17 protein-coding genes and 1 tRNA gene are annotated in these 24,055 nt (G+C 46.4%); 7 read left to right on the forward strand and 11 right to left on the reverse strand.

Going from position 1 to position 24,055, the window contains the following annotated elements; translation table 11 throughout:
- Window positions 1–170 precede the first annotated feature (170 nt).
- From ACQY33_RS07295 to ACQY33_RS07315, 5 genes are all read right to left on the reverse strand, one after another.
- A complete protein-coding gene (locus ACQY33_RS07295) occupies window positions 171–542 on the reverse strand; it encodes a DUF805 domain-containing protein (protein ID WP_428075400.1) in 372 nt (123 codons plus the stop codon).
- Between the two features lie 58 nt (window positions 543–600).
- Window positions 601–1,059, reverse strand: coding sequence for a YbaK/EbsC family protein (locus ACQY33_RS07300; protein ID WP_428075402.1), 459 nt, complete (start codon window positions 1,057–1,059; stop codon window positions 601–603).
- 228 nt (window positions 1,060–1,287) lie between these two features.
- Entirely contained in the window at window positions 1,288–2,976 is a 1,689-nt protein-coding gene (locus ACQY33_RS07305) for a diphosphate--fructose-6-phosphate 1-phosphotransferase (RefSeq protein WP_428075404.1), read from the reverse strand.
- Window positions 2,977–3,083: 107 nt separating this feature from the next.
- A complete protein-coding gene (locus ACQY33_RS07310; protein WP_428075406.1) occupies window positions 3,084–4,460 on the reverse strand; it encodes a hypothetical protein in 1,377 nt (458 codons plus the stop codon).
- Between the two features lie 265 nt (window positions 4,461–4,725).
- Window positions 4,726–4,797, reverse strand: a tRNA-Arg gene (locus tag ACQY33_RS07315).
- Between the two features lie 306 nt (window positions 4,798–5,103).
- Between ACQY33_RS07315 and ACQY33_RS07320 the strand changes: the two genes are divergently transcribed.
- The 4 genes from ACQY33_RS07320 to ACQY33_RS07335 all read left to right on the forward strand — a co-directional run bounded on the left by ACQY33_RS07320 (window position 5,104) and on the right by ACQY33_RS07335 (window position 10,959).
- The gene (locus ACQY33_RS07320; protein WP_428075408.1) at window positions 5,104–6,141 is read left to right on the forward strand and encodes a hypothetical protein; all 1,038 of its coding nucleotides are present in this window, start codon (window positions 5,104–5,106) and stop codon (window positions 6,139–6,141) included.
- Between the two features lie 232 nt (window positions 6,142–6,373).
- Entirely contained in the window at window positions 6,374–7,591 is a 1,218-nt protein-coding gene (locus tag ACQY33_RS07325; protein ID WP_428075410.1) for a RecB family exonuclease, read from the forward strand.
- Between the two features lie 4 nt (window positions 7,592–7,595).
- On the forward strand, window positions 7,596–9,515 hold the full coding sequence (locus ACQY33_RS07330; protein WP_428075412.1) for an LTA synthase family protein: 1,920 nt from the start codon (window positions 7,596–7,598) through the stop codon (window positions 9,513–9,515).
- Window positions 9,508–10,959 (forward strand): FGGY family carbohydrate kinase, encoded by a 1,452-nt coding sequence (locus tag ACQY33_RS07335; RefSeq protein WP_428075414.1) that lies wholly within the window; start codon window positions 9,508–9,510, stop codon window positions 10,957–10,959. Before ACQY33_RS07330 ends, ACQY33_RS07335 begins: the two co-directional genes overlap by 8 nt.
- 184 nt (window positions 10,960–11,143) lie before the next feature.
- On the opposite strand, the gene ACQY33_RS07340 is transcribed toward ACQY33_RS07335, so the two are convergent.
- Both ACQY33_RS07340 and ACQY33_RS07345 read right to left on the reverse strand, forming a co-directional pair.
- On the reverse strand, window positions 11,144–13,189 hold the full coding sequence (locus tag ACQY33_RS07340) for an ankyrin repeat domain-containing protein (RefSeq protein WP_428075416.1): 2,046 nt from the start codon (window positions 13,187–13,189) through the stop codon (window positions 11,144–11,146).
- 339 nt (window positions 13,190–13,528) lie between these two features.
- On the reverse strand, window positions 13,529–13,699 hold the full coding sequence (locus tag ACQY33_RS07345) for an indolepyruvate ferredoxin oxidoreductase subunit alpha (protein WP_428075418.1): 171 nt from the start codon (window positions 13,697–13,699) through the stop codon (window positions 13,529–13,531).
- 153 nt (window positions 13,700–13,852) lie between these two features.
- Between ACQY33_RS07345 and ACQY33_RS07350 the strand changes: the two genes are divergently transcribed.
- Together ACQY33_RS07350 and ACQY33_RS07355 are read left to right on the forward strand one after the other, a co-directional pair.
- The gene (locus tag ACQY33_RS07350) at window positions 13,853–14,332 is read left to right on the forward strand and encodes a pilin (RefSeq protein WP_428075420.1); all 480 of its coding nucleotides are present in this window, start codon (window positions 13,853–13,855) and stop codon (window positions 14,330–14,332) included.
- A gap of 124 nt (window positions 14,333–14,456) precedes the next feature.
- Window positions 14,457–16,403: a FeoB small GTPase domain-containing protein gene (locus tag ACQY33_RS07355; protein ID WP_428075422.1), complete on the forward strand. Its 1,947-nt coding sequence runs from the start codon at window positions 14,457–14,459 to the stop codon at window positions 16,401–16,403.
- A gap of 262 nt (window positions 16,404–16,665) precedes the next feature.
- On the opposite strand, the gene ACQY33_RS07360 is transcribed toward ACQY33_RS07355, so the two are convergent.
- Window positions 16,666–17,136, reverse strand: coding sequence for a lipoprotein (locus ACQY33_RS07360; protein ID WP_428075424.1), 471 nt, complete (start codon window positions 17,134–17,136; stop codon window positions 16,666–16,668).
- 68 nt (window positions 17,137–17,204) lie between these two features.
- Between ACQY33_RS07360 and pepT the strand changes: the two genes are divergently transcribed.
- Window positions 17,205–18,443: a peptidase T gene (gene pepT / locus ACQY33_RS07365; RefSeq protein ID WP_428075426.1), complete on the forward strand. Its 1,239-nt coding sequence runs from the start codon at window positions 17,205–17,207 to the stop codon at window positions 18,441–18,443.
- Between the two features lie 354 nt (window positions 18,444–18,797).
- Here the strand turns inward: pepT and ACQY33_RS07370 are convergent, their stop codons facing one another.
- The 3 genes from ACQY33_RS07370 to ACQY33_RS07380 all read right to left on the reverse strand — a co-directional run bounded on the left by ACQY33_RS07370 (window position 18,798) and on the right by ACQY33_RS07380 (window position 24,044).
- A complete protein-coding gene (locus ACQY33_RS07370; RefSeq protein ID WP_428075428.1) occupies window positions 18,798–21,749 on the reverse strand; it encodes a hypothetical protein in 2,952 nt (983 codons plus the stop codon).
- A 136-nt stretch (window positions 21,750–21,885) separates the two neighbouring features.
- Window positions 21,886–23,445 carry a hypothetical protein gene (locus tag ACQY33_RS07375; RefSeq protein ID WP_428075430.1) on the reverse strand — a complete coding sequence of 520 codons (1,560 nt, stop codon included), beginning with the start codon at window positions 23,443–23,445 and terminating at the stop codon, window positions 21,886–21,888.
- 29 nt (window positions 23,446–23,474) lie between these two features.
- Window positions 23,475–24,044: a cyclodeaminase/cyclohydrolase family protein gene (locus tag ACQY33_RS07380; RefSeq protein WP_428075431.1), complete on the reverse strand. Its 570-nt coding sequence runs from the start codon at window positions 24,042–24,044 to the stop codon at window positions 23,475–23,477.
- Between the last annotated feature and the right edge of the window lie 11 nt (window positions 24,045–24,055).

Below are 24,055 nucleotides of genomic sequence, written 5' to 3' on the forward strand. Positions count from 1 at the left end.
ATCGGCAGTGATAAACGCAGTGACTTAATTTGGTAAGTTCCATATTGAGATGGTACTAAATATGAAGATTTGGGGATACACACTCCATCCCTCGGGCTTACGCCCGGGGTTTATTGTGAGCAGTAGTTATAAAAAACCCCGGCTTGCGCCGGGGTTGTAGTTTTTTGTTTTTATTGGGGAATTTGCCCAAAACGGTTTTCCCCCGGTGTGCCGGGAAGCAGTTCAAAAATAAGCAAGACGATGGCTCCAATAAAAGGGACTAAAGCAATAAGAATCCACCAAGCGGAACGGTCAATATCGTGCAAGCGGCGCGCGGTAATGGCCAGCCCGGGAAGGATAGTGCCCAAACCAAACAAAATCAAAACTAAAGAAAACAGCCCGCTAAGAAAGCCAGAGTCCATCATAGCGCCTATGAATACTAAGATTTGCAAAGCAATTGAAATACCGGCCAGCCACAGCGCCCATAGCCAGAACTGTGTGCGGTTGGCCCGGCCGTTGAAATCAATATAATGTTTACGGATTGGGTCTAACAAATAATTCATAACTCCTCCTTTAAATAATTTTTTATTACTATATCAAAAACAAGTTAAATAGGCAATATTATTTGCAAACGTCTATCCACGCCCCGTTTGTTAGGGTTTGCAATTCCTGCAAAGAAAGCTTAACTGCATTATCCGGCGCGCCGGCGGCGGGGTAAACGGGGTCAAAGGCTTTTAGGCTGGCGTCTAAATAAACTTTTACCTGCGGGTTAAGCGCAAACGGGCAAACGCCTCCTACCGGGTGTCCGGTTAAGGGTTCCACCTCGTCAAACTTCATAAAGCGGGCTTTTTCATGGAAAACCGCCTTGTATTTGGCGTTATCCACCTTTGCCGTTCCGCAGGCCACCACCACCAAAGGGCCTTGCCTGGTTACAAAACCCAATGTTTTGGCTATGCGGCCCGGTTCACAACCGATAGCCTGTGCGGCCAGCTCCACCGTGGCGCTGGAAGTGGGGTTTTGAATATAGCGGTCTAAAAAGCCGTGTTGTTTTAAGAATTCTTTTACTTGTTCTGTTCTCATAAAAATAATATGGAGTGAATTTATGTTGTTTTGTTACCCGCCGCTTCCGGAAAGCAACGTTTTTACCCGGTGTAAACCCATAAATTGCGCTGCCCCCCTCAGAGGTTGTATCTGGTTGCGTGCATGAAGCGTGTTTTTTAACAGGTATATTTTATAAAATTCTTGCCCGTGGCGTACGGCATAAAAAACCCGGGCTTTTGGGGCCCGGGTTTTAGGTGCAAATAAAGCTTATTTGCGTTTTTTGCCTTGTTCAAACAGTAAGGTGATGGTGGTCATGTCCGTTACCTCGGCGGGCCCAAAGAACTGGATGGGGCCGGGGAATACATAGGATTCGCTTACTGCCCACGCTTCGCGGTTTTTGGTTAAGAATTTGAAGGGTTCCCCTTTTAATTCCACCAATGCCTTGCGAATAACGGGTTTTTCTTTCCCTTTGCGGCGTTCAATGTTCATCATCATGGTAAGCGGAATACCGCCGCATTCCCAATCCTGGGGCTTTTTGGTCAGCTTGCGTACGGAAGACAAATAGCCGGAGCATTTGTTCAAAGCCAATACAGCGGCGTTATAGCCCAGGGCGTAGGTGTAGTTGGCATCAAAGGAAGAGGGCACGCCGCAGCGGCCTTCATACCCGAAGAAATGCGTAATGGCGGAAAATTTGCCGTTGTATTTACCGGCTTTTTTCATGTCCGCCAATTTTACGCGCAGCATTTCCACCAATAATTTTTCCGTTTCAATTAAGGAAACCTGTACGTTGCCGTGCGGGTCGCGGTCCAGCATGAGCTGGCTGGCGATGCCGGCGGGGAGGGATTTCATCAAATCCGCCAGCTTGGCCGGCAGCTTGGAGATAATGAAATCTTTCTTTTCGGAAATGGTGTTCATTTTAGCCAGTTCGGCTTCATTGTCGGAAAGCAAGTCGTTCAAAGCGGCAATCAGTTCCTTCATTTCCGGGATAAATTCAATCAACCCTTCCGGAACCAAGCACACACCGAAGTTTTTGCCTTGTTTGGCGCGCGCGGCAATGATTTTGGCCAAATAATCCACCACTTGGGCCAAAGTCATCTTTTTGGCCAGCACTTCTTCACCAATCAGTACGGCGTTGGGCTGGGTTTTAAGCGCCACTTCCAACGCGATGTGGGACGCGCTTCTGCCCATTAAGCGGATAAAGTGCCAGTATTTGCGGGCGGAGTTTACGTCGCGGCAGATGTTTCCCACCATTTCAGCGTAAATTTTGGTGGCGGTGTCAAAACCGAAAGAAGTTTCAATTTGCGCGTTTTTCAGGTCTCCGTCAATGGTCTTGGGTACGCCGATTACGCTGATGTCCACCCCTTGTTGTTTTAAATATTCGGCAATGACGCAGGCGTTGGTGTTGGAGTCGTCCCCCCCCACTACCACCAAAGCGTCCATTTTGTTTTTAATTAAATTGTCTTTAGCGGCCTGTAATTGTTCATCCGTTTCAATTTTGGTGCGGCCGGATTGGATTAAGTCAAACCCGCCGGTGTTGCGGTAGTCTTTCATTAAAGCGGGGGTGATTTCCACAAATTTATTTTCCACAATACCGCTGGGGCCGCCTAAGAACCCAAACAGTTTGTTGCGGGAATTGGCTTTTTTAAGCCCGTCCAAAAGGCCTGCAATGACGTTGTGCCCTCCGGGAGCCTGCCCGCCGGATAATACCACGCCTACGCGTACGGCTTTTTTGCAGGCGGCCGCGTTAGCGCCTTTTACAAAGGAAATTTCCGGAAGGCCGTAGGTATTGGGGAAAATTCTTTTAACGGCGGCCTGGTCCGCCACGCTTTTGGTGGCTTTGCCGGTTTTGGCTTTTACGCTGGCCGGTCCTTTCTTTAAGATATTGGGCAGCACGGGCTGAAATTTGCAGCGGTGCTGTTGCAGCTGGGAACAAACACACTTGGTTTTGCAAGCCATAGCTTCATCTCCTGTATTAAATAAAAAAGCTTTTAATTATTATACAAAATTCCGCCCCGGGCCGTCGTATGTGCCCGGGGCGGAAGTTAAAATGCGGCCAGCGGCGTTTAAAAGGTTTTGGTGCGGGTTTCCGTTAACACTTCTTCATCATATATTTCCAGCGTGTAAGAGAGCAGGTTGCCGCTGTCGTCGTATTTTTCTTTTAAAATTTGTTTGTGCGCGGGGCCGGGGCCTAAGGTAAGTTGGGAGAAATGTTCCCCCACCGGCACGCGTTTTTCTGGATTATTGTTTATGTCCAGCATTTTCATATGTCCTTTTTGGCTTTGAAAACCGCCCACCCCTTTAGGCATGCGGGAAAAGTCAAATAAATAGTAAATCTTTTTGGTGTCTTCGTCCGTATAGGTGCTTACGTATTTGCTGTCTTCCAGTAAATACACTCCGTCGTCGGCGGTCTGCGGATAGTAAGTGCGGGCCAGCGTGTTGGCCCCCGCGCGGATGACGCGCTTTTTAGGTGTGGAAAGTTCCTCTTTCCCGCCAATAAATTTGACACCGTCCCGGCAGAGGGAAGAAAAATGTTCGTGGTTTAAGTTCAGCGCTTCGTGAAGTAATAAAACGAGGCCGTCCGCGTCGTCGCATGTCAGATAGGTGGTAAAATTATCCATAATGCCGGAGCGGGGGTTTATCGTCCCGTGGATTAAATCTCCGTTATCGGCGGAAGCCCTTTGATCAGCCAGCCCGAAAGCATGGCCCAGTTCGTGCTGTAAAGCATACAGAATGCTGTGAGGGTTATAGTCTACTGATTCATACAATACTTTCATTAACTCAATAAGCAAAGTGTTTATTTGTTTAACATCGTGATTGGGGGTGGCTAAAATTTGTTTGCGCAAAGAAATAAATTGCTGGGCTTTATCCCCAAACATTTTTATGTTAGAGGGATTTACCCGATAATATGAAGCGGGAATGACAATGTGCGGGTGGCTTTGGTAAGAAAAGAACGCCTCTAATTCTTTTTCTCCCCTTAGATGTGAGAAAAAACTGTCTTCCACAAATACGGACAAATCCGCAGTGGGCACTTTTTTGCCGGAGGGCGGAAAATCCAAAAATTTCAGGCTTTCTGCCGGATATCTGGAAAAATCACACTCAGGCAATAACTGTAAATTAGGGTCCTTTTCCAATACGGCTAAAACGGGGGCCATTCCTTTTTCTTGTCCTGTCAAACGGATTAGTTGGGATGTGTGCACCATCCACAATTTAACAGCCAGTTTAAAGGTGTCGTCAAAATCTTGCGGGTTGGTAAACTCCAGCGCGGGCTTGCCTAAATAGATGCAATAAGTAATGGGCTCATTGTTGACCAATTTGGATGTTAAGAAAGAGTCCATGTCCTGTTTATAGCCTACCAGTGGCGCGGTAGGCAGGGCATAGGCGCAGAAAGCGCTTAGCATCAAGAAAGTTAATAAGAAAAAAGAAAAATATTTTTTTAGCATGAGGGGCTCCTTTTTCTTATGATAATTTTTAGTTGTAAATAAAACCAGGGTCAAAAGACCCCATTTTTAACTAGGGCTTTTAACAGGGAAGGGAACTTCTTTCCCTTTGGCAAAAGCGGGGCCGAGGATAAATAAAAAGCCGGCGGAGCCTTTCCGCGCGGCCTGCTTAGAATACATTTTTTAATGATTCCCTGCAAAATGGCTTAATCAATCCAAAAAAAATGCCGGCAGCCAATAAAGCTGTCAGCGTGCACTATACAAAATTTACCCCCAATAGGAATCGAACCTATATCCCCTGCTTAGAAGGCAGGTGCTCTATCCATTGAGCTATGGGGGCGTTAACATTTTCTTTACATATTCTACAAAAAAATAAACAAACATACAAAATGAAATTAAAGAGTTTAATGGGGTTTTCTTCCTTTTTTAAAGACAAAGAGAAAAAGACAAAGAGAATTTTTAGTTTTTATTTTGCGTATTTTTTAAACTTATTTATATTTTCTTAGACGGGGAGAGAGAAAAAAGGTCCTAGAAAAAAATTTTACGTTTAAAGAAATAGGTCTTTTTTTTACTGGCGTATCTGAAAAGAAATTTATTATATTCAAAAAATCTGAAATTATAAGCAAACTTATGAGGAGCAAGTCTTATGAAGAAAACGATATATGCAATATTGGCCCTTGGGTTGCTTGGAACGCCGGGCTTTGCGCAAGCGCCTAAACAGACGATAAAAACCATAGTAAACAAGGCCGCCAAAGTAGCCAAAAAGACCAGCGCAAAAGCGGCTGCTAAAAATGCGGTCAATAATGTATCCAGCAAGCAGCTTAAAGCCATTTTAAAGACGGATTTATATTCTTCTAAAGCGGCATACAATATACATCAGCAGGAAGTAATGGGCATTATGTTGAACAAAGAATTGGAACAAGCCCAAAAAATGGCTTTACTTAAAGCGCATAATGAACAAAACGCTTTGATTTTAAAAGAATGGACGGAAACCGTTACCGCTGACCGGATGCGCTGGGCCGCCGCTTTGGTGCGGGAGAGAAACGCTAAATTTTTACCGCCCAAAGATAAAGACATTCCGGGTTTAATCGCCTTTTCCCCGTTGGAAGACGCCCCGGATTTGCTCCCCGGGTTTTTCCGTGAATGGGCGCGTTTAATTCAGCTGTATCCAGCCACGCCGGAACAATATCAAGGTTTGATTTTAGGCTTACGCCAGCAGTTAATCCGTTTGGATGTGCGGTATAGAGAGTGGGAGGAAAAAGCGCTTAAATCCCAAAAAATGTTAACCGCCGCCGGCAAGCCGGAACCGGAGATTTATTTCGTTTCTCAGCTGGATAAGCTTTCGCGCGAATCCGCCCAGTGTGTAAGCGATTTGGTAGATTTATTAAATTTGTATCCGTCGCTTTACAACCAGTCCTTAAATCTGCTGGCCGCCAAATTAGACGCGCTTCCTTATACGTCTAAATTTTTGGAATACATCCGCCCGCAGATTTTAATTCCCAATCAGGTGGAAGCGGCGGCTGCCGCCGCGGAGAAAAGCGCGCCTGTTGAGAGCTCTCATAAAGTAGTTCGCGGTTTTGCTCAATATCAAGACCAGCCTGCCCCTTCTACCGCTTCGCAAGAGCCGGCGTCTTCGGGGAAAGGCCGCCCCGTGGTAAAGGGATTTTCTATAGAGAAAAAGTAGAAAAGTGGCAGTTGTCGGCGTAATATCAAACTTGCAGGCTTTCGGCGCGTTGCGAAAGCCTGTTTTGTTGCTCCCTAACCGTTTGTTAAGGGGCGGATGCGCGGGTTTGGGGCATTAATCTGAAAGAGGGGTTAAGCGGCCGGGGTGCCGCCTGTAAAATTAAGATAAAAAAAAGTATGCCTTTTCGGGGAAAAATGCTAGAATTCTAATAACAATACAGACGGGGTATCAGATGGCTAAAAATTTGTCTTTTTCTTATTCTAAATTGGGCATGTACAAAGAATGCCCGCAAAAATACAAATTCCGTTATGTGCATATGCTTCCGGAAAAACCCAAATATTATTTTGCGTTTGGTTCCGCGTTGCACAGCGTGATGGAATATATCTACGATGTAAAAAATCCGGTTTTCCCCTCTTTGGAACAGGCGCTTGATTTTTTTACTAAGGACTGGAACTCCACTTCTTATGAAAAAAAAGGCTATGCTTCTTTACTCAAAGAAAAAGAAGGGTATGAGGAAGGGCGCCGCATTATAACCTCTTATTATCAAAAGCACCAAGCCACTTTTGCCCATCCGCTTTCCGTAGAAATGAAATCCACTTTAGAAACGGACGGTTTAAATTTAATCAGCATTTTGGACCGCATTGATTATTTGGGCGACGGCAAGGTGATGATTTTAGACTATAAAACCGGCAAAACGGTAGAGCGCGCGCCGGACCAGCTGTTTATGTATCAAAAAGTAGCGGAAATGAGCCCCGCTATTAAATCTTTGGTACAGCAAACAGATCCCTCCGTGAAAGAAATTAAAGTGGAAAAACTTTGTTTTTATCATCTGCCCACATTAAAAGAAATGTATTTTGAACGGGCCGATGACAAGCAGATTTTTGAGTTTTGGCAGGGGGTTTTGGCTGTGGCGGATGATATCCGCGCGGGCAAGTTTGCCCCCACCCCCGGTGAAAGCCAATGCCGTTGGTGCGACTACCATGACATTTGCCCTGTGTTTACCGGTAAAGATTATTCCCCCTCTGCCGGCGCTTACGGAGCCCGTTTGGCTTCTTCTGCGCCGGACAGCAGCAATCAAAAATCCGCCCCAAAAACCGAGCAGGAAGACTTAAGCGACAAAATAGACCGCTGCGGGGCGGCGTTGGCGGAATATGAACGTTTGAAAAAAGAGATTGTCTCCCTTATGCAAAAGCAAGGTTTCACCCGGCATTTTGGGGTGAATTACCTGGCGGAGCTTAAAGCAACGTCCCACATGCATTTTGCGGACAAGCAAAAAGTGGTGGAGTTGCTGCGCTCGCTTAAATTGCTTCAAAAAACGCTGGTGCCTACCCAAAGTACGGTAGAGGCTTTATTGCAAGATGAGGCCGTATCGCCCGAGGACAAAGCAAAAATTGCCGCGTTGGGCAGCCAAACCCAGCAGACGGATTTGGAACTTAAAAAAACGGAGTAAGAATATGTGGATTAAAAAACCGCAAAAGACGGACTTTCGTTTTCGTTGGTCTATTTACATTGTGTTATTGGCCGCGTTAATGTTTACGGCGGCGCGTTTGGCGTTGTTTGAGTGCTATCACTCTTTGTTCGCGGCGTTGACTGCGCAAGAAATAAAAAGTGCGTTTTTAAATGGGCTCCGGTTTGATTTTTCTTGTATTGCCTTGTTTTTGGGGCCGCTGGTTTTTCTGTTAAATTTGCCGGTTAATTCCCGCCGGTGGGCCAAGTGGCTGTTATATATTATTTCTTTGGTGCTGTTGATATTGGCGGGTTTATTGGCGGCGGATTTGATTTATTTCCCTAAGGTAAACCGCCATATTGCGGAGGAAATTATACAAATCTCGCACGATTGGGATTTTGTCATTTCCTATATGTTCGGCCCCGCTTTATGGCCGCTGTTGGGGTTGTTGGCGGTTTTTGCCGCGGCTATATTTTTTATACGCTATAAGATTAAAACAAGTTTTAAGCCGGAATTTGGCTCCCCTTTGGCAGAAGGCGGAAAGCTGTTGCTTATTATTATTTTAATTGTAATGGGTATCCGCGGCCATTTGGGAATTGGTAAATCTTTGGGCGTGGCTGATGTGTATAATTATGCCCAAACCCCTTCCGCTGCGGCCTTGACCCTGAACGGAGCTTTTACCGCCTACCAGGTGGGGCGCAAAGGGCAGGTGGATATAGAGAATCCTTTCCCCGCGGAAGAGGCTATTTTGATTGCGCGCGAAGAATTATTTTCCCCGGATGAAATCGCCGCTGACGCGCGCTATCCTCTTATGCGCACCAAACAAGAAGCCTCTAATTTAAAAGATATCAATATTATGATTGTTTTGCTGGAAGGGTGGCACCCGCGGTTTGTGGATTCCCTTTCCGGCGGCAGTTATGGGGTGACACCCGTGTTTGACAAGATTGTTTCCGAAGGGGTTGTTTTTAACAATGCCTATGCTTCGGGCCTGCGCAGCATGTTTGGTTTTGCGGCCGTATTGGCCGGGGTGCCGCTGGTACCGGGGCTGCCTATGTTTGGGTATGGGTTGGAGATGAATGCGCTGTCTTCCATGCCTAAAAACTTTAGTGACGCCGGGTATTACACTTTGTTTGCGCAAACATCTAAAAGAGACTCTTACCGGCTGTGCGCGCTGGCTTCTTTTTTAGGAATGCAAGACTCCTATGGCTGGGAAGATATCCCTGAATTGCTGCCGTATGAAGAAAAAGCTCCTTTTGGGTATGATTACGACGCGCTAATGTTCGCGGCGGATAAAATTAAAAACCGTAAAGAAAAGAATTTCTTCGCTATGGTATTTACCGGCATTACCCATGAGCCGTTTGCCCGCACGTTGCCGCAATTTGATAAATATACGGGAGATGACTGGGACAGCGGATTTAAAAATACGCTGGCTTATGCGGATTGGTCTATTGGGGAATTCCTTGAAAAAGCCAAACAGGACGGTTGGTTTGATAATACCATCTTTATTTTTGTGGCGGACCATACCTCCGGCGCCAAAACGGATTCTTTATACGATAAATTCCGTATTCCGTTAGTGATGTACGCCCCTAAAATTTTACCGGCGGTACGGCGTAATATTACGGTATCTCAAATGGATTTGGCTCCCACCATTTACGCCCTTACCGGGTTGAGTGTGCCGTATACTGCTTTTGGACGCAACATATTTGACAGATCCAGAGAAAACGAGCGCTTTGCCTTTGTGTCCGAAGGGGTAAACATAGGCCTCATAACTCCTAAGGGAGCCATTCGCCATAGCGGTACACAGTTGTTGAGTACAGAAGCCCTGCAAGACGATTTTGACCCTGTCTCTGCGGCAAAAAAATTACAGGCCTTAGATAAGGCCGCTTATACGCTTTTAAAAGAAAATAGGTGGTTTGAACATGAATAAAAACGTTATTTTAGCTATAGACCAGGGCAGTTCCGGCACGCGCGCTTTTGCGGTGGATGCGTCCGGGGCGGTGTTATATAAACGCACAGAGGTACTCTGCGCCGAACATCCGCGTGAGGGGTATGCCCAGTATGATGCGGCTAAACTGTTGGAAAGCCAACTGGTTGTATTAAATGAATTATTGGATAAATTGGAAGAGGAGGAAGTCAGCGCGATAGCGGTTTCTTCCCAGCGTTCCACAGTGGTTTTATGGAACCGCCGCACCGGGGAGCCGTTGGCTCCCGCGTTGAGCTGGCAGGACGGGCGCGCCTCCAAAGAAGCGGATGCTGTTTCTTTCCCTCAGCAGGATATACATAAACTGACCGGGCTTTATAAAACGCCTTTTTATTCCGCCGCCAAAATAGCGTGGTGTCTTAAAAATATTCCCGCGGTGCAAAAGGCGGCCCAAAAAGGAGAACTGGCCGTTGGTCCGGTGGCTACCTATTTAATTTGGCGTTTAACTAATGGGGAAGTGTTTGCGATTGACCCCACTCTTGCCCAACGCACCCTGCTTTTTAATATCCATACCGGTGACTGGGATGAAGACTTGCTAAACGCCTTTGGCGTAAAACGGGCCTTCCTGCCCCAAATCCGCCCCTCTCAGGCAGATTACGGCATGTATGAGTACAAAGAGCGCCGCGTTCCCATTGTGGTCTGCGTAGGTGACCAGCAAGCTTCTTTAGCCGGTATGGGGCTTAAAGAAGGCAGCAGCAGCATTAATTACGGAACGGGAGCTTTCTTTTTGCATAATACCGGGCGGGAGCTGAAACAAATCCCGGGGATTTTGACTTCGGTGGCGGCTTCCGGTACGGACGGAAAGTGTGATTTTATTTTGGAAGGGCCGGTAAATGCCTCCGGCGTAATATTCACCTGGCTTAAAGAACTTGGGTTTGATGTGGATTTGGAAGAGCTGGACCTTTTGTACTCCCAAGCCCAAAACCCCGTTTGGTTCTTGCCCGCTTTAGGCGGTTTGGGCGCGCCTTATTGGGATTTTACGGTTTCCCCCGTATTTTCCGGCTTTACTCCCCAAACCAAAAAGGCGGATGTAGCGGCCGGGGTATTGCGTGGCATAGCGTTTCTGCTGGCGGACATTGCCTACTATATTAAAAATTATGGGGTATCCATTGGCGATATTAAAGTATCCGGCGGGTTGGCAAATATACAAAGCTTGCTAAAGTTCCAGGCGGATATTTTGCAAACGCGGCTTCTTAAATGCCCGGAAACCGAGTCTACCGCTATGGGTACGGCGTGGTTGGCGGCCCAGGCGTTGAATATTGATACCTCTTCCTGGTCATTATTTACGACGTGCGAAGAAATAAAACCCGCTGTTTCCCCGGAAGAAGCTGAACTGCTTAACCGCCGCTGGCGTACTTTTTTAGACTGGTGCCGTACGCAGCAGAAATAAGTTTTTTGAACAAAAACTAAAATCCGCCGGGTTTATATAAACCCGGCGGATTTATTTTAAAGAGGAAAGTTTTTTGTGTTTTTATAAAGGTTTTTCCCCTCCCGTATGTCTTACGGTGAGATTTCTAGCGGCAAAAGAAAAAGCCCCGGATATTTCCGGGGCTTTTTTCTTTATAATAATTCGCTTACATTTGGCCTTGCGCCGCCTGATCATACGGGATAGGCGCATACGGATCATACGCGGCGGCCGCGTCTAACGCGTTTTGCGCGGTGCCCATCGTTTGGTTATACATATTTTGGGCGGCATTCATTTGGTCTTGAACCAAACTTTCCGTTTGGGAATAAGCGTCTTGTAAAGCGGCGGTTTGGTCCGCGGCGCTTTGGGCTATGCCTTGCTGGAAGGCCTGGGCCTGTTCTTGCGCCGTTTGCACTTTTTGGGTAGCTTTAGACTTGGCTTTAGCCGCTTTGGCTTTTGCCGTTTTGCGGGCTTTAGCCTGTTGGGCGGCCGCTTTAGCTTCAGCCGCTTGAATTTCAGCCGCGATATCTTCTAAAGAAACGGTGGCGGCCTCAGACACCTGCTCTGCTTGGTCGGTTAATACCGAGGGCTGCAATTGTTCTTTGGCGGCCGCTAATTTTTTTTCTACGGCCTCATCAATAGCGGCTTCTTTTTGCGCTTTTGCCGCTTCTAACTGGCGCTGCAATTTGGCGATTTCTTGATCGGTTTCGCTGGCGGCGGCGGATAATTCTTTCTCCGCTTCCTCACGCAGTTGGTCGCGCAATTCATCCCCGCTGTTGGCGGCTTTTTCTTCCAAGGCTTTTACCAGCGCTTCCTGTTCTGCCAATTGGGCTTCCAGTTCGGCAATTTCAGCCGCTTTTTGGCTTAATACGTTTTGGTCTTTGGCTTCCGCTTTTTTAATATTTAAAACAGAGGCCGCCGGAGTGCCGGCCATGGATTCATCGGCCAACTCAAATACGGTTTTATTGTCTTTGTTTACGGCCCATAAATCCGTATCTGTTTTTAGAAGGGCCAAAACGGCTTTTTGGTTATTTTCTTTAGCCGCGCGCATGATGGCGGTATTGCCTTCATTGTCGCGGATGTTCGGATCGCAGGATTTGGCTAAAGCGGAAGTCATTTTCCCGCTTTGATCCTCTACGCTGTACATCAGGGCGGTGTTGCCCAAGTCGTCTATTACATCTAAATCAGTTTTTTTTTCACCGTCCAATATTTCTACAAATGCAATCTTGTTCTGGCGCACGGCGGTCATTAACACCGTCTTACCGGTGGCGTCTTTGGCGTTTACATCGGCCCCTAAAGAAATTAATTTGCGAAAAGTATCCGGGTGGTTAGTCTCCATGGCGTAGAATAACGGGGTCCGTCCGCCGGAATCACGCACATTGATATTGGCGCCTTTTCCTACCAAGTAAGAGACCACGCTGTCTTGTCCTTCAGCCGCTGCGGCGGACAAGGCGGAAATGCCGTTGGTGGGGTTTTTGTAATTAATCATGGCCCCGTTGGAGACTAATTCTTTTACGTTTCCCAAGGCTCCGGCCTGGGCGGCGTAAATTAACGGCGTATTTCCGGTTATATCCGGCAAGTTGGTGGCCTTGGAGTTTAATTTAATTAAACTGCGAATTAATTGGGGATTATTTTTTGCGGCGGCGTGCAATAAAGCCGTTTTGCCTAAATCGTCCTTTGCTGTTACATTGGCGCCGTGGGCAATTAAATAGGAAACCACTTCATCATTACCGGCGGCCGCGGCGGCAATCAGCGGGGTTACGCCGTAGCTGGAAACTTCATTGACTTTGGCATCTCCTTCTTCTACCAACATTTTAATAATGTCCATGTTGCCCTTTTCAGCGGCAATGGCTAAAGGAGTGATACCCGCATAGTTTCTTTCATTTACGTTTACGTTGGCAAATAACAGAATACGTACGCGGTCCGCGTCGCCTACTTTTACGGCGCGGATTAAAGACGTATCATATACAAATTTAGTTTTGGCTCTTTCCCGTTTTCCCAGAGTGGTGCTGGCGTAATCTTTTTTCTCGGCGCCAAATACCGTCCCGCGGTAAATATCTCCAGGAACATTGTCTGTCACTTTGGCGGCCAAGGCTTCGGTGCCGGACGGCTGGGCCGCGGAGTCATTTTGTAACCCTATGGCACTTCTATTCGCCTGACAAAAAGCCGGAGCGGACAGAAGCGTTAAAACAAAAAGCATATATATTTTTTTCATTATAATAATCCTCCGGTACATATATTATACAAATAGGAAAGGTTTTTTTTACAAAATTATTAAAAATAGTAAAACAAAATAGGGTAACCCGTAACCATTAGCTTAAAATAAATAATTATTTTTTCAAGATTTTTAATAAAAAACTTGCTTTTTTTTGTTAAGCTTGTTATGATATTTAATATATATTTGATTTATATTTTAAACAGATTTTATCCCCCAGAACCTTCGATTTACCCCCCGAACGGTTCTGAAAAAAGCACCGGGCACATCCCCCGGTGCTTTTATTTGCATAAAAAAACCGCAGCCTGATAAGCCGCGGTTTTGGTGTAAATGCAATTTTTATTTGGCAATAGCGCTTACCGGGCAGGTGGAAGCGCAGGCGCCGCATTCAATGCAGGCGGATTCGTTAATCGCTCTTTTGCCGTTTTGTTCGGAAATAGCTCCAACGGGGCAAGCGGATTCGCAAGCGCCGCAGTTAATGCAAACATCCGGATTTACTTTATAAGCCATGGTTTTAGTTCTCCTAAATGAAATTACAGATCTGTAAGTCTTGCCTATTTATTATACAAAAAATCATTGCGGGATAGTTACCCCGTGTTTTTTCCCCCCCTATTAACAGTTAATATGCTATGATTATTAAAAGGTTTTATTTTAGGAGGGTGTATGCGTTTAAACAACCAGGGTTTTACTTTAATTGAATTGTTGGTAGTGGTGCTTATTATCGGGATTTTGACCTCAGTAGGGGTTCCTCAGTATTTAAGAGCGGTGGAAAAAGCCCGTTCGGCCGAAGCTTTGCAGCTGATGGGCGTGTTAAAAGATTCTATGGCCATTTGTTATTCCACCTATCAAAACCAATTTGACGCCAAATGCACTTTCACCAATTTGGAAGCCAATATTTCTGGCGCCACGTCGGAGTTAATTAGAACGGAAAGTTATAATGTAACCAGATTGCCTGGGGACGCGAATTTTTATTATGGTGTACAGTTTGAGCGTAATAACCCCGATAAAGATTATTCCATTGTGGGTAGAAAACGCCGCAGTGACGGCACTTTTGTGCGTAACTGTGTACCCAATACCGCAAAGGGGCAGGAGCTCTGCCGTGTGGTGGCCGGGCGGAATTACGCGGATACAGACGGTTTTTAGCTTTTTACACTTCAAAAAACATCTGCTCCGGCCTGCCTAAAAGACAGACCGGAGTTTTTCTTGCTAAGAAAGCGGTGTAATGGTATAATAAAAGTAAGGATAAACTAACTTTAAATAAATAATTATGGAAAAAGATTTTACCCGCACTCTTCAACAGTTAAAAACAGGCAATACGGCCCAAATTAAATCTATTAATTTAGACGCTAAAACCGCTGAAAAACTGGCGGCTATGGGGCTGGTAAAAGGCCAGTTTGTCACCCGCCTGCCCGGCAGAAGCCCGGTGGTGGTAAGCGTATCCGGAACGGAAGTCGCCATCGGACGAGAAACCGCCAAAAAAATTATGGTGACGGACAAAAAACATACTTTTTTGTTAGCCGGAAACCCCAACGTGGGCAAGAGTTTAATCTTTTCCCGCTTAACGGGTATTGGCATTATTTCTTCTAACTTTCCGGGCACAACGGTGGGTTTAAATTACGGGCAAACGGTTTTTGACGGGGATTCATACGATATTATAGATATTCCCGGTTTGTACCGTTTGGAAGAAGAGTGGACGATAGAAGGCAGAAAACGCAATTTATTTAAAGAGCTGGAATATGATTTTATTGTATGCGTGGCCGATTCTTCCCACCTGGAACGCAACCTGTATTTTTTGTTGGAAATCATGCAGCTTAAAAAGCCGGTTATCCTGCTTTTAAATAAGTTTGACGAAGCCCAGCGCAAAGGCATACAAATTAATGTAAAAGAGCTGGAAAAAATATTGGGCATACCCGTTATTCCCGCGGTGGCAACCACGGGGGAAGGTTTAAAGGAACTGTCTTACCAAGCGGCCCGTTTGTCCAGCCAAAAAACGCCGCCTACGCCGTTTCACGTTCCCCCCACCTCCGAGGGGAAGTGGCACGCCATCGGCCACATTATCAGCAAAGTGCAAACGGTTAAACACAAACACCCTTCTTTTTGGGAACATCTGCAAAATTGGGCCACCACCCCGCTTACGGGCATCCCGCTGGCGTTTATTGTGTTGGTAATTTCTTTCTTTTTAGTGCGTTTTGTGGGAGAGCATATTATTGATTTTGTTTCCCCTTACTACGATAATTATTATTTCCCGTTTATGCAGCATTTGTTTGCCGGCTTGGGGGACAGCCATTGGTTAACCCATATTTTAGTGGGAGACGGCGGCGAACAATATTTCGGCATTCTTACAGACGGGTTAAAAATAGCTTTGGTGGATGTGATGTCCTACGTATTGGCTTTTTACGCTTTGTTGGGGTTTTTGGGGGATTTGGGGTATCTGCCCCGCTTGGCGGTATTGTTGGACAGCCTGCTCCATAAAATAGGACTGCATGGGTATGGGGCTATCCCCATTATGCTGGGGTTTGGGTGCAAAGTGCCCGCCGTAATGGGCGTGCGCGTGCTGGAAACCAGGCGGGAGCGTATTATTGCGTTGGCGCTTATTTTGGTGCTGGTGCCGTGTATTTCCCAAACGGCTATGGTCATATCCGTGCTGGCGCCGTACGGGGTAAAATATTTGCTTTTGGTATTTGGTATTTTGTTTGCCAGCGGTATTTTAGCCGGAACGGTGCTTAATAAAATAATGCGTGGGGAAACGCCGGAACTGTTTATGGAAATTCCCTCTTGGCAGGTGCCTCAGCTGCGGCCGCTGGCGCGCAAACTGTGGATACGCATGAAGGAGTATTTGTCCGACGCGTTCCCGCTTATTTTAACCGGCGTATTTATTGTGGATTTAATGCAGCTTTCCGGACTGACGGCCTGGCTGACGAGGGTGTTTCGCTTCCCGGTGGAGCATTTGCTTTCCCTGCCGGGAGAAATAACCCCTGTTTTATTGTTGGGGGTTTTGCGCAAAGATATATCTATCGCGTTGCTGGAGCCGTATCATTTGTCTGCAGAGCAGTTGGTGGTATGCTGTGTGTTTATGACAATGTACCTGCCTTGCGTGGCTACGTTTTTTGTTATGTTGCGCGAGAGCGGCATCAAAGACACTTTGCGCGTGGTAACCCTTACGTTTGCTTTAGCCACGGCTGCGGCGTGGGTGTTAAGTCTTGTTTTATTATAAAATTTGCCAAAACAAATAAAACCCCGCCCAGCGGCGGGGTTTTTATTTAAATGATGTTTTTGTATTGGTTTTAGTGTTTCTTTTTTGTTCTGAGGTGAAATACAATATGCAATTTTCATTTTTTACTTTTCCCCATAACGTAAGTCTATGGAGGTTGCGCTGTAAAAAGGCCGCTTATAATGTGTAAGCGGCTTTTTATTGGTTAGGTGGTATAAGCTTATTTAAAAATAAAAAACCCGCCTTTAAAGCGGGTTTTTTAAAACTAAGTATTGTATCCGCCAATGCGGCCCACATCTACCGGTACGGGGATTTCCGCTCCCAGCGGGCCTTCAAAATACATGGTTCCGGTAAGGTGGTAATCAATGGTGCCGCTGTTCATACTTACCAACCCCAACAGCTTGCTGCTAAAGGCGGACATGGGCACCGTGATGTGCGTTTTAGCGTTATAGGTGGCGTTGGGCGGAATGGTGGCTTCTTCTAAATTAATTTTGGAAACAGGCGTATCATTCATTGCCAGTTCCCCCTCAAAACGTTTTAATTTAGCCGGATCTTTACGGTTTAAATTGGTAATGGCAATCATGATATCAAAAGATAAAGAATTAACATTATAGTCCGAAATTTCCACACTTCTTAACGCGTATTTGCAATTAGCCAGCTTGTCCGTTTCGCTTTTTGCGGTGGCGCAGCCGGTAAGAAGAGCGGCGGCGGATAATAGTAAAAATAGTTTTTTCATTCCTCCTCCTTAGGAACCTGATTTAATAAATTGTATAATAAAATGAAACTGTTTGGGAGACTTTTTATATGAATGAGATTAAACAAGAATTATATGACCGTTTTATTAAATATGTATCCATAGATACTACCAGTGACCCTACTCAAAAAACCACGCCTACGACGGCCTCTCAAATGATGTTTGCCAAAATGCTGGCCGATGAGATGCCTTCTGTGGGATTTACCGAAGTGGAAATGGATGAATACGGTTTTGTTACCGCCACCATTGCCGCTAATACGGACACGCCGGCCCCGGTGGTTGGTTTTTTTGCCCATATGGATACGGTAAGTGATTTTAACGGCAAAGGCATTTGCCCCAAACTTCATCCTAATTATGACGGCGGTCGTTTGGTAATTAACGAGGACAAAAAGATGTACCTTTCCCCGGACACCACCCCCAACCTCAAATTATGCATAGGGAATGATTTGGTGACTTCGGACGGAACCACTATTTTAGGCGGAGATGATAAAATAGGTATTTCCGTAATTATGACTTTTGCCCGCTATTTGAAAGACCACCCGGAAGTAAAACACGGCAAAATCCGCGTAGCTTTCACGGTGGATGAGGAAACCGGCACCGGGATTGCTTTCTTTGATGTAGACCGTTTTGGGGCGGACTTTGCCTACACGATTGACGGCGGAACTTTGGGCGAGATTGATTATGGCAATTTTAACGCAGACAAATTTGCCATTTCCATAGTGGGTAAAAACTGCCATCCCGGTTCAGCCAAAGATTTTATGGCCAACCCGGTGCGTATTGCGGCGGATATCGTATCCTCTTGGCCGGAAAACCGCCTGCCGGAAACTACCGATAAAGAAGACGGCTTTATTTTGTTTATGGGAATGGAAGGAAATTTGGAACAGGCAGTGCTGCGCGGGCTCGTCCGTGACCATGATTTAAATAAATTTGAAAGTTCCAAAAAAGAGCTGCAGGAAATTATTAACCAAAAACTGGAAAAATATCCTAATGCCAAAATATCGGTTACGTTTACCAAGCAATACCGCAATATGAAAGACGTGCTGGAAGCGCATCCCCAAGCGTTAACCGTGCTTAAAAATGCGCTGGTGGCGGCCGGAATAGATTATAAACTGGCCCAAGTGCGCGGCGGTACCGATGGGGCGCAGCTTACTTTTAGGGGGCTGCCTACTCCCAATATATTTGCCGGGTATGAAAACCCCCACGGCCCCTATGAATGGCTTAGCTTAGACTGGACGGAAAAGGTTTTTCATATTATGAAGCATATTGTAACGGAATTGGTAAATAAATAAAAGCCTGTTCTTTTCACCCCGCTGAAAGCGGGGTTTTTCATTCTTAAATTCTTATAAATTATAAACCAAGTTATAAAACGCTGAATTGCTTTGTAAACGGTCTATAATGGCTGTATATAAAGATTAAAAGCGTTATCCTTCCCCTCCCCCTAAAGGCACGGCAAAGACGCTGGCAGGCCGTTTAGCGTTTTGGGTAAAGATATTAAAAAACATCTTTAGAATAATAGCCCGATTTTTTTAAGAGGCGGCTGTGTATTTTGGCTGGGATATGTGGTTTCTAGCATGTGTATGTTGAATATATAAAAAAACCGCCCTTTATAGGGCGGTTTTTAAAAGAGCGTAGCAATGTAGCAATTAGCGCACCGGGCGTTGGGCAACGGCCGCTTGGCGAGGCGCCGGAGGTACAGCCTGCGCGGAAGTGCGTTGCTGCGCTTGCTGCATAGCCAATTGTTGTTGTCTCAACGCTTGCTGTTGAGCGGCGGTCATTTGCATGGCCTGCTGCTGCACGGGTTGTTGAACGTTAGCCGCCGGGGCCTGCTGGGCGTTCCCTACTCCTACGGACATAAGCAGGTTTTTAGAATCGGAAATGGTCGGTTCCAACGCTCTCGTTACCGTGTTGTAATTAAAACGGTAGGAAATTTTGAAACTTTGCGGATTTTCCGGCGGAACTTTGGCCATTACAGAGTAATTGTCCGGATCAACGGCGGAGGAAATAGTCCACTCAATCATATTTGCGGCATTGGGATGGCGGGAAACAATTAGTTGTTCCAGCGTCATTCCGTTAGGCAAGGCGTAATTCTTTACTTCCGCCAAGACTCTGTCCGTGGGGGACACTTGAGCCGCGGCCGGTTGTACCGGATCAGCCGGGAGCATTTCATCCAATTGGTCTTGCGTTTGATCAGAGACCGCCGGTTTGGGATTAATAAAGTTTATGTTGTCCGGGATTAATTGCAAATAGGCTACCCCGGCATAAATAGACCCTATCAATACCAACAGCATTACAGCCATAACAAGCGTTTTTGCCTTTTTAGGAGAAGACGGAAGATCTGCTGCTTTTAAGTCATGCTGCATGGTTACGTCCTGCAGTTCCGTATCACTTAAATCCAAACGTTGAGATTCGGCCGGATCTTTCACCATAGGCACCGTTTTGATATCCAACGCGGCGCCGCGTTTTGTTTTAATGGTGTTTTCCAAAATAATTTGAGACACGGTGACATCTGCACCCGGCAGAGGTGATTCCGGCGCCGGCGCCGTTTGGGCTTGCGCCGCTTGATTATTGTTGTTGGCGGGAACTACTTCTTCCACCGCCAATTCTTCCGATTTTTGTTCAGTTTTGTTTTCCCCTTTCAGCTCTGCTTGGGTCTTAGCCATAGCTGCTTGGGCGGCGGCGGCAAAATCTGCCGCTTGAGCCGGAGGCACAAAGTCAGAAATCAAATAGGTGGAGCCCTCTTTTAATTCAATTTCTGTTAAATCATTGGGGGTGTATTCCGCCTGCGTGGTTGTTTTTTCCAGCTCATTGGCGGGGGCGGCGGCGTCTAACTGTTCTTCCACCGTTTGGGTAGCGGGCGCGGGGGCTTGTTGCTCCGCGGGTTGTTCAACAACCGGTTCCAAAGAGGCAAGGCCTTGCGGCTCTTCTTGCGCTGGCTGAGAAGGCTGCGGTTGGCTGACAGCGGGTTCTTGGGCCGCGCGGGGAACGGGAGATTCCATCAGCGCTTCTTCTTCTGCGGTAAACGGAGCCGCTTCCGTATTTTTTAAATCATCGGCGGAAAGCAAGTCAGCGTTTTCATTTTTGTCTTCTTTTTTTTCTTTAGCCACCGTTACGGGAGGAACTGTTTTATCCAATGTGGCGCCGGGTACTAATTCTTGAATGGTTTCGGTTTGCTCTTCTTGGGCCGCCTGCGGAGTGGCTTGTTCTTCTTGTTGCGGGGCGGGGGCCGGTTCAGCGGCGGGCTCTTCCCCTCCTAAAGAAGCCAAACCAGGCAGCATGGAAGAGACGGTTTTTAAAGGAACTTCTTCTCCCATGTCGCGGGAAGCTTCTTCCGGTTGGGCTTCAGATTGCGGCATTTGCGGCAAATCTGCCATAGCGGCGGGAGCCTCTTCTTGTTCCGGTTTGGAAGCGGAATCTTCTTCCTTAGATCCGGAAATAGAAAGTACAGGTACTTCATTTTCCGGTTGGGGAAGATCCTGTTTAATGGCGGCTTCTTGTTCCGGGGTGACCGGGGTTAAGCCTTCCAACGGTTGGGCAGCCGGTTGTTCTTCCTTCACAGCGGAAGAAGCTTGTTCGCTTTGTTTTGCTTGGTTTTCTTTTTCCGCTTCGGCCAAGGCTTCCGCAATAAAATCTTTTTGCTCAGTGGGGGCAAATTGTTGTAAAACTTCTTCTTTTTGCTGTTCCGTATCGCCTGCGTTTTGCGTTTCTTTCAAGGCGTCTTCCAACGTAGGTTTGGTTTTTTCCGCGTTTTGGGCGTTTTGCACTGCATTGTGGGGGCGCAATAAGTCTTGGAAAGTGGATTCTTTTTCTTTTTCGGTTTGTTCTTCTTGCACTTTTGCCCCGTACAGGGAATCCAAGGCGGAACGGAGAACCACTTCTTCTTCCCCTTTTCCGCCTAAAGGCAATTCGGCGGGATTGGCAGAAGAGTCTTCAGAAGATAAATCAATACCGTGCAGGAAATCCGCGTTTTTATTTTCCGGCTGGTTAGCTTGTGCCACTAAAGATTCCGCTTGGGTGACTAAGCTGTCCGTATTGGCGGTGGAATCTTCTATCGTTGAGGCGGTGTGGCTCATATCACGGTTTGTAAGCGTGATGGTGTTGGCGGCCATGTCTACTTCCGGCGCGGGTTCCGGCTGCGTGTTGGCCGCATGCTGCGTATTTAGCGAAAGTGCCTGGGCATGGGATGAGGCGGTGATAACCTCTTCCATTTTTTGTTTTAAATTTTCAATTTCCCGGGTAAGAGAGTCCAGTTTTTCCAAAATCAGCTGGGTAGCGTCTGTGGATACCGGGGCGGCTTCTTGTGCAGGGCTTTGAGAAGCAAAATGGGCTTCTTTGAGGGCTTGGGTGAGGTTGGGATCCGTTGTCCCGGGGTTAACCGCCGTGTTTAATTCTTCCGGCGTGGGCAGAGCCCTGGTTATGGTGGATTCCAATGGATCAAACTCAAACATGGCTGATGCCTTTACCCATTCCTGGTTGGCTCCGGCTTCGGTTGTTTCCGAGCAAATCAGCGTGTCTGGGGTAAAACCCTCTAATGTTACAAGTTTGTCCTCTTCAAAAGGACCTTCCACTTTATCATTTATATAGACCCAATATCTCATTGTTTATCACCCTTTCATAATAAAATAAACTGGCACGCTAACAGGATAGCAAATTATTGTTAAATTTAACAGTCCTTTTTAACGTGTTTTGCGCGGGGTGGCTATCCCCACGCGTATAAATGGCAAAACGGGCCTCTTATTTAGAAGAAGCCCGCGCCTGTTTATACATATTTAATAAATTATCCAACTCTTCCGGACTGGTCTTTTTGGCTTGAATATTAGACATCATATCCGCCATCAGTTCCAGCGATGATCCGTTTTCCAGCATTTCCAATACAAATTGGGAAATCTGCGCGTTGGAATTTCCGTTTAATTCCGCCACCAGCGTCTGGAGGGCGAAAAGGTGTTTTTCCCGGTCGGATTTCCAAAAAGTATAAGGAGACAACGCCTCTTCAAAAAATTGCAAAATTTCTTCGGCGGGTTTGGTTCCTAGATAATTTTTCATTACTTCAGGGGCCAACCCCTGGGTAACCGTTTTGGCTTTTAAATCACGCAGGTATTGGGCTTGTTCTTTGGCTTCGCTTTGGCTCAGCGTGCCTAATAATACCTTACAGGCCAGTTCTTTATTTTCACTTTCTTCGCTGCAGTAAGGAAGCTGACGCAAAATATCCGCCATTTCCCCCTCAATTTGTTCAAACGTTTTTTTGCCGCCAAATTTTTCCGCTATGTCGTATTCATAGCTGCTGTATTTTGCGTTTTTAGACAGCTTGTCGCGCAAAACAATGCGGTCCCGGCGTTGGGCGGCTTTTTGTTGGGCGGCCTCAAAAGTTTGGGGGGTGCCGTCTAACAATACTTTTACGGCCAGGCCCAGGTTTTCTTCTTTTTGTTTCACGTGCGGCAGTTTTTGAAGAACCGCTTCAAACGTATCTAAAATATCTTTTGGCGTTTTGGCTTTTAAATACCGGCAAGCGATAATCATTAAATCTTCTTCCAGTATTCTTTTATTTAACATTTTGGATAGAAGCGTTATGTCTTGCGCGTCTTTTGCGGTGATGGTGCACAGCAAAACCCGGGCGCATAAAGAAGCGTTTAGCTGGGGATCTTTATTAATTTTCTCCAACTGGGTAAATAATTTGTTAAATTCCGGCTGGAAGGATATCGTTTCGTCTTGCGTATATACGCGTAAAAGTTCGGCCGTCATGGTAACGGGCAGATGGTACGTGTCTGCCATTTCTAAAATATAACGGCGGTTATTTTTGGGGGTTTGGTTGTTTTCCGCCAGCAGTTCCCGCGCGTTCTCCAACAGGGAGTTTACCGCTTCTAAAGCGGTTTGGGAATTGTCCAGTTCCGCGTCCGTGGAAACAGATTTTAAGGCGGCGGAAAATTCCGCGTCAAAATATTTGTGGGAAGAAAAAGAAGAATATACCTGAAGCAGTAAATCCGTATCTTCTTTTTCCAGCTCCAATGCTTTGGAAAGCTCCACAATAGACATGGCGTTATTGTAAATGCGCAGCTGGCGCAGCGCGGCGGAAAGCGTAATTTCATCCAGCAGAATTTTGGCTACCACCGTATCCGTTACCGGGGAGTCTGACCCTAATTGCGCGGCAATATTGGCTATATCCTGCTGAAGTTCTTCCAACGATTTTTTATTTTCCAGCGTATATACTAACTTGGCGGCGTAGTCATCGTCAATCACGGGCAGCATGTTATAAATGGTGCCCAGCATTCCGCTGCGTTTATTTACTTTTTCGCTCATATCTTTCCTTTTGCGTTGGCTTATTTATTCTAACAAGATTTTAGAAAAATAAGAATATGTTGTTCAAATTTATTTACCCAATCGTTATTTTTAATAAACGCCAAATTGGCTTTTATGCTTTCTACCGAGCATTTCACACAGGTTTTTAACAAATACTGCCCGCATAAAATGTCAGACATAATCACCGGGGCAATGTCGCTTTTTATTAAATCGGTCTCCCGCAGGCATTGTATGGCGGTGGTGGCGGTATCCGTAGGTACGCGCGCGGCCAGCAGCAGGGCGTCTTGCATGGCTTGTTCCCGGTTGGGGTTTTCCTTGGGGAGTTTTTTTGTAATCAAATACGCGGTATAGGCTTCCCCGTCTTTGCGGATATAGTTTTTCAGCTCTTCTTTTAAGGAACCCAGCTTTTTAAGGCTTTGTTCCAGCTTGGCTTTGATTGCCGGCGGCGTGTTTTTTTGTTTAGCGGTGGTGTGTATAGCCATCATAATGAGTCCGCAGCCCATAGCGCCGCTCATGGCGGCGGCGGCGCCGCCGCCGGGGGTCGGCTCGCTATTGGCTAAGGCGTCGGCAAATTTTGCAGCAGCTTTGTCCCATTCCATATTGTTTATTA

Origin of the sequence: Candidatus Avelusimicrobium aviculae (assembly GCF_949292495.1) — a bacterium.
Lineage (GTDB): Bacteria > Elusimicrobiota > Elusimicrobia > Elusimicrobiales > Elusimicrobiaceae > Avelusimicrobium > Avelusimicrobium aviculae.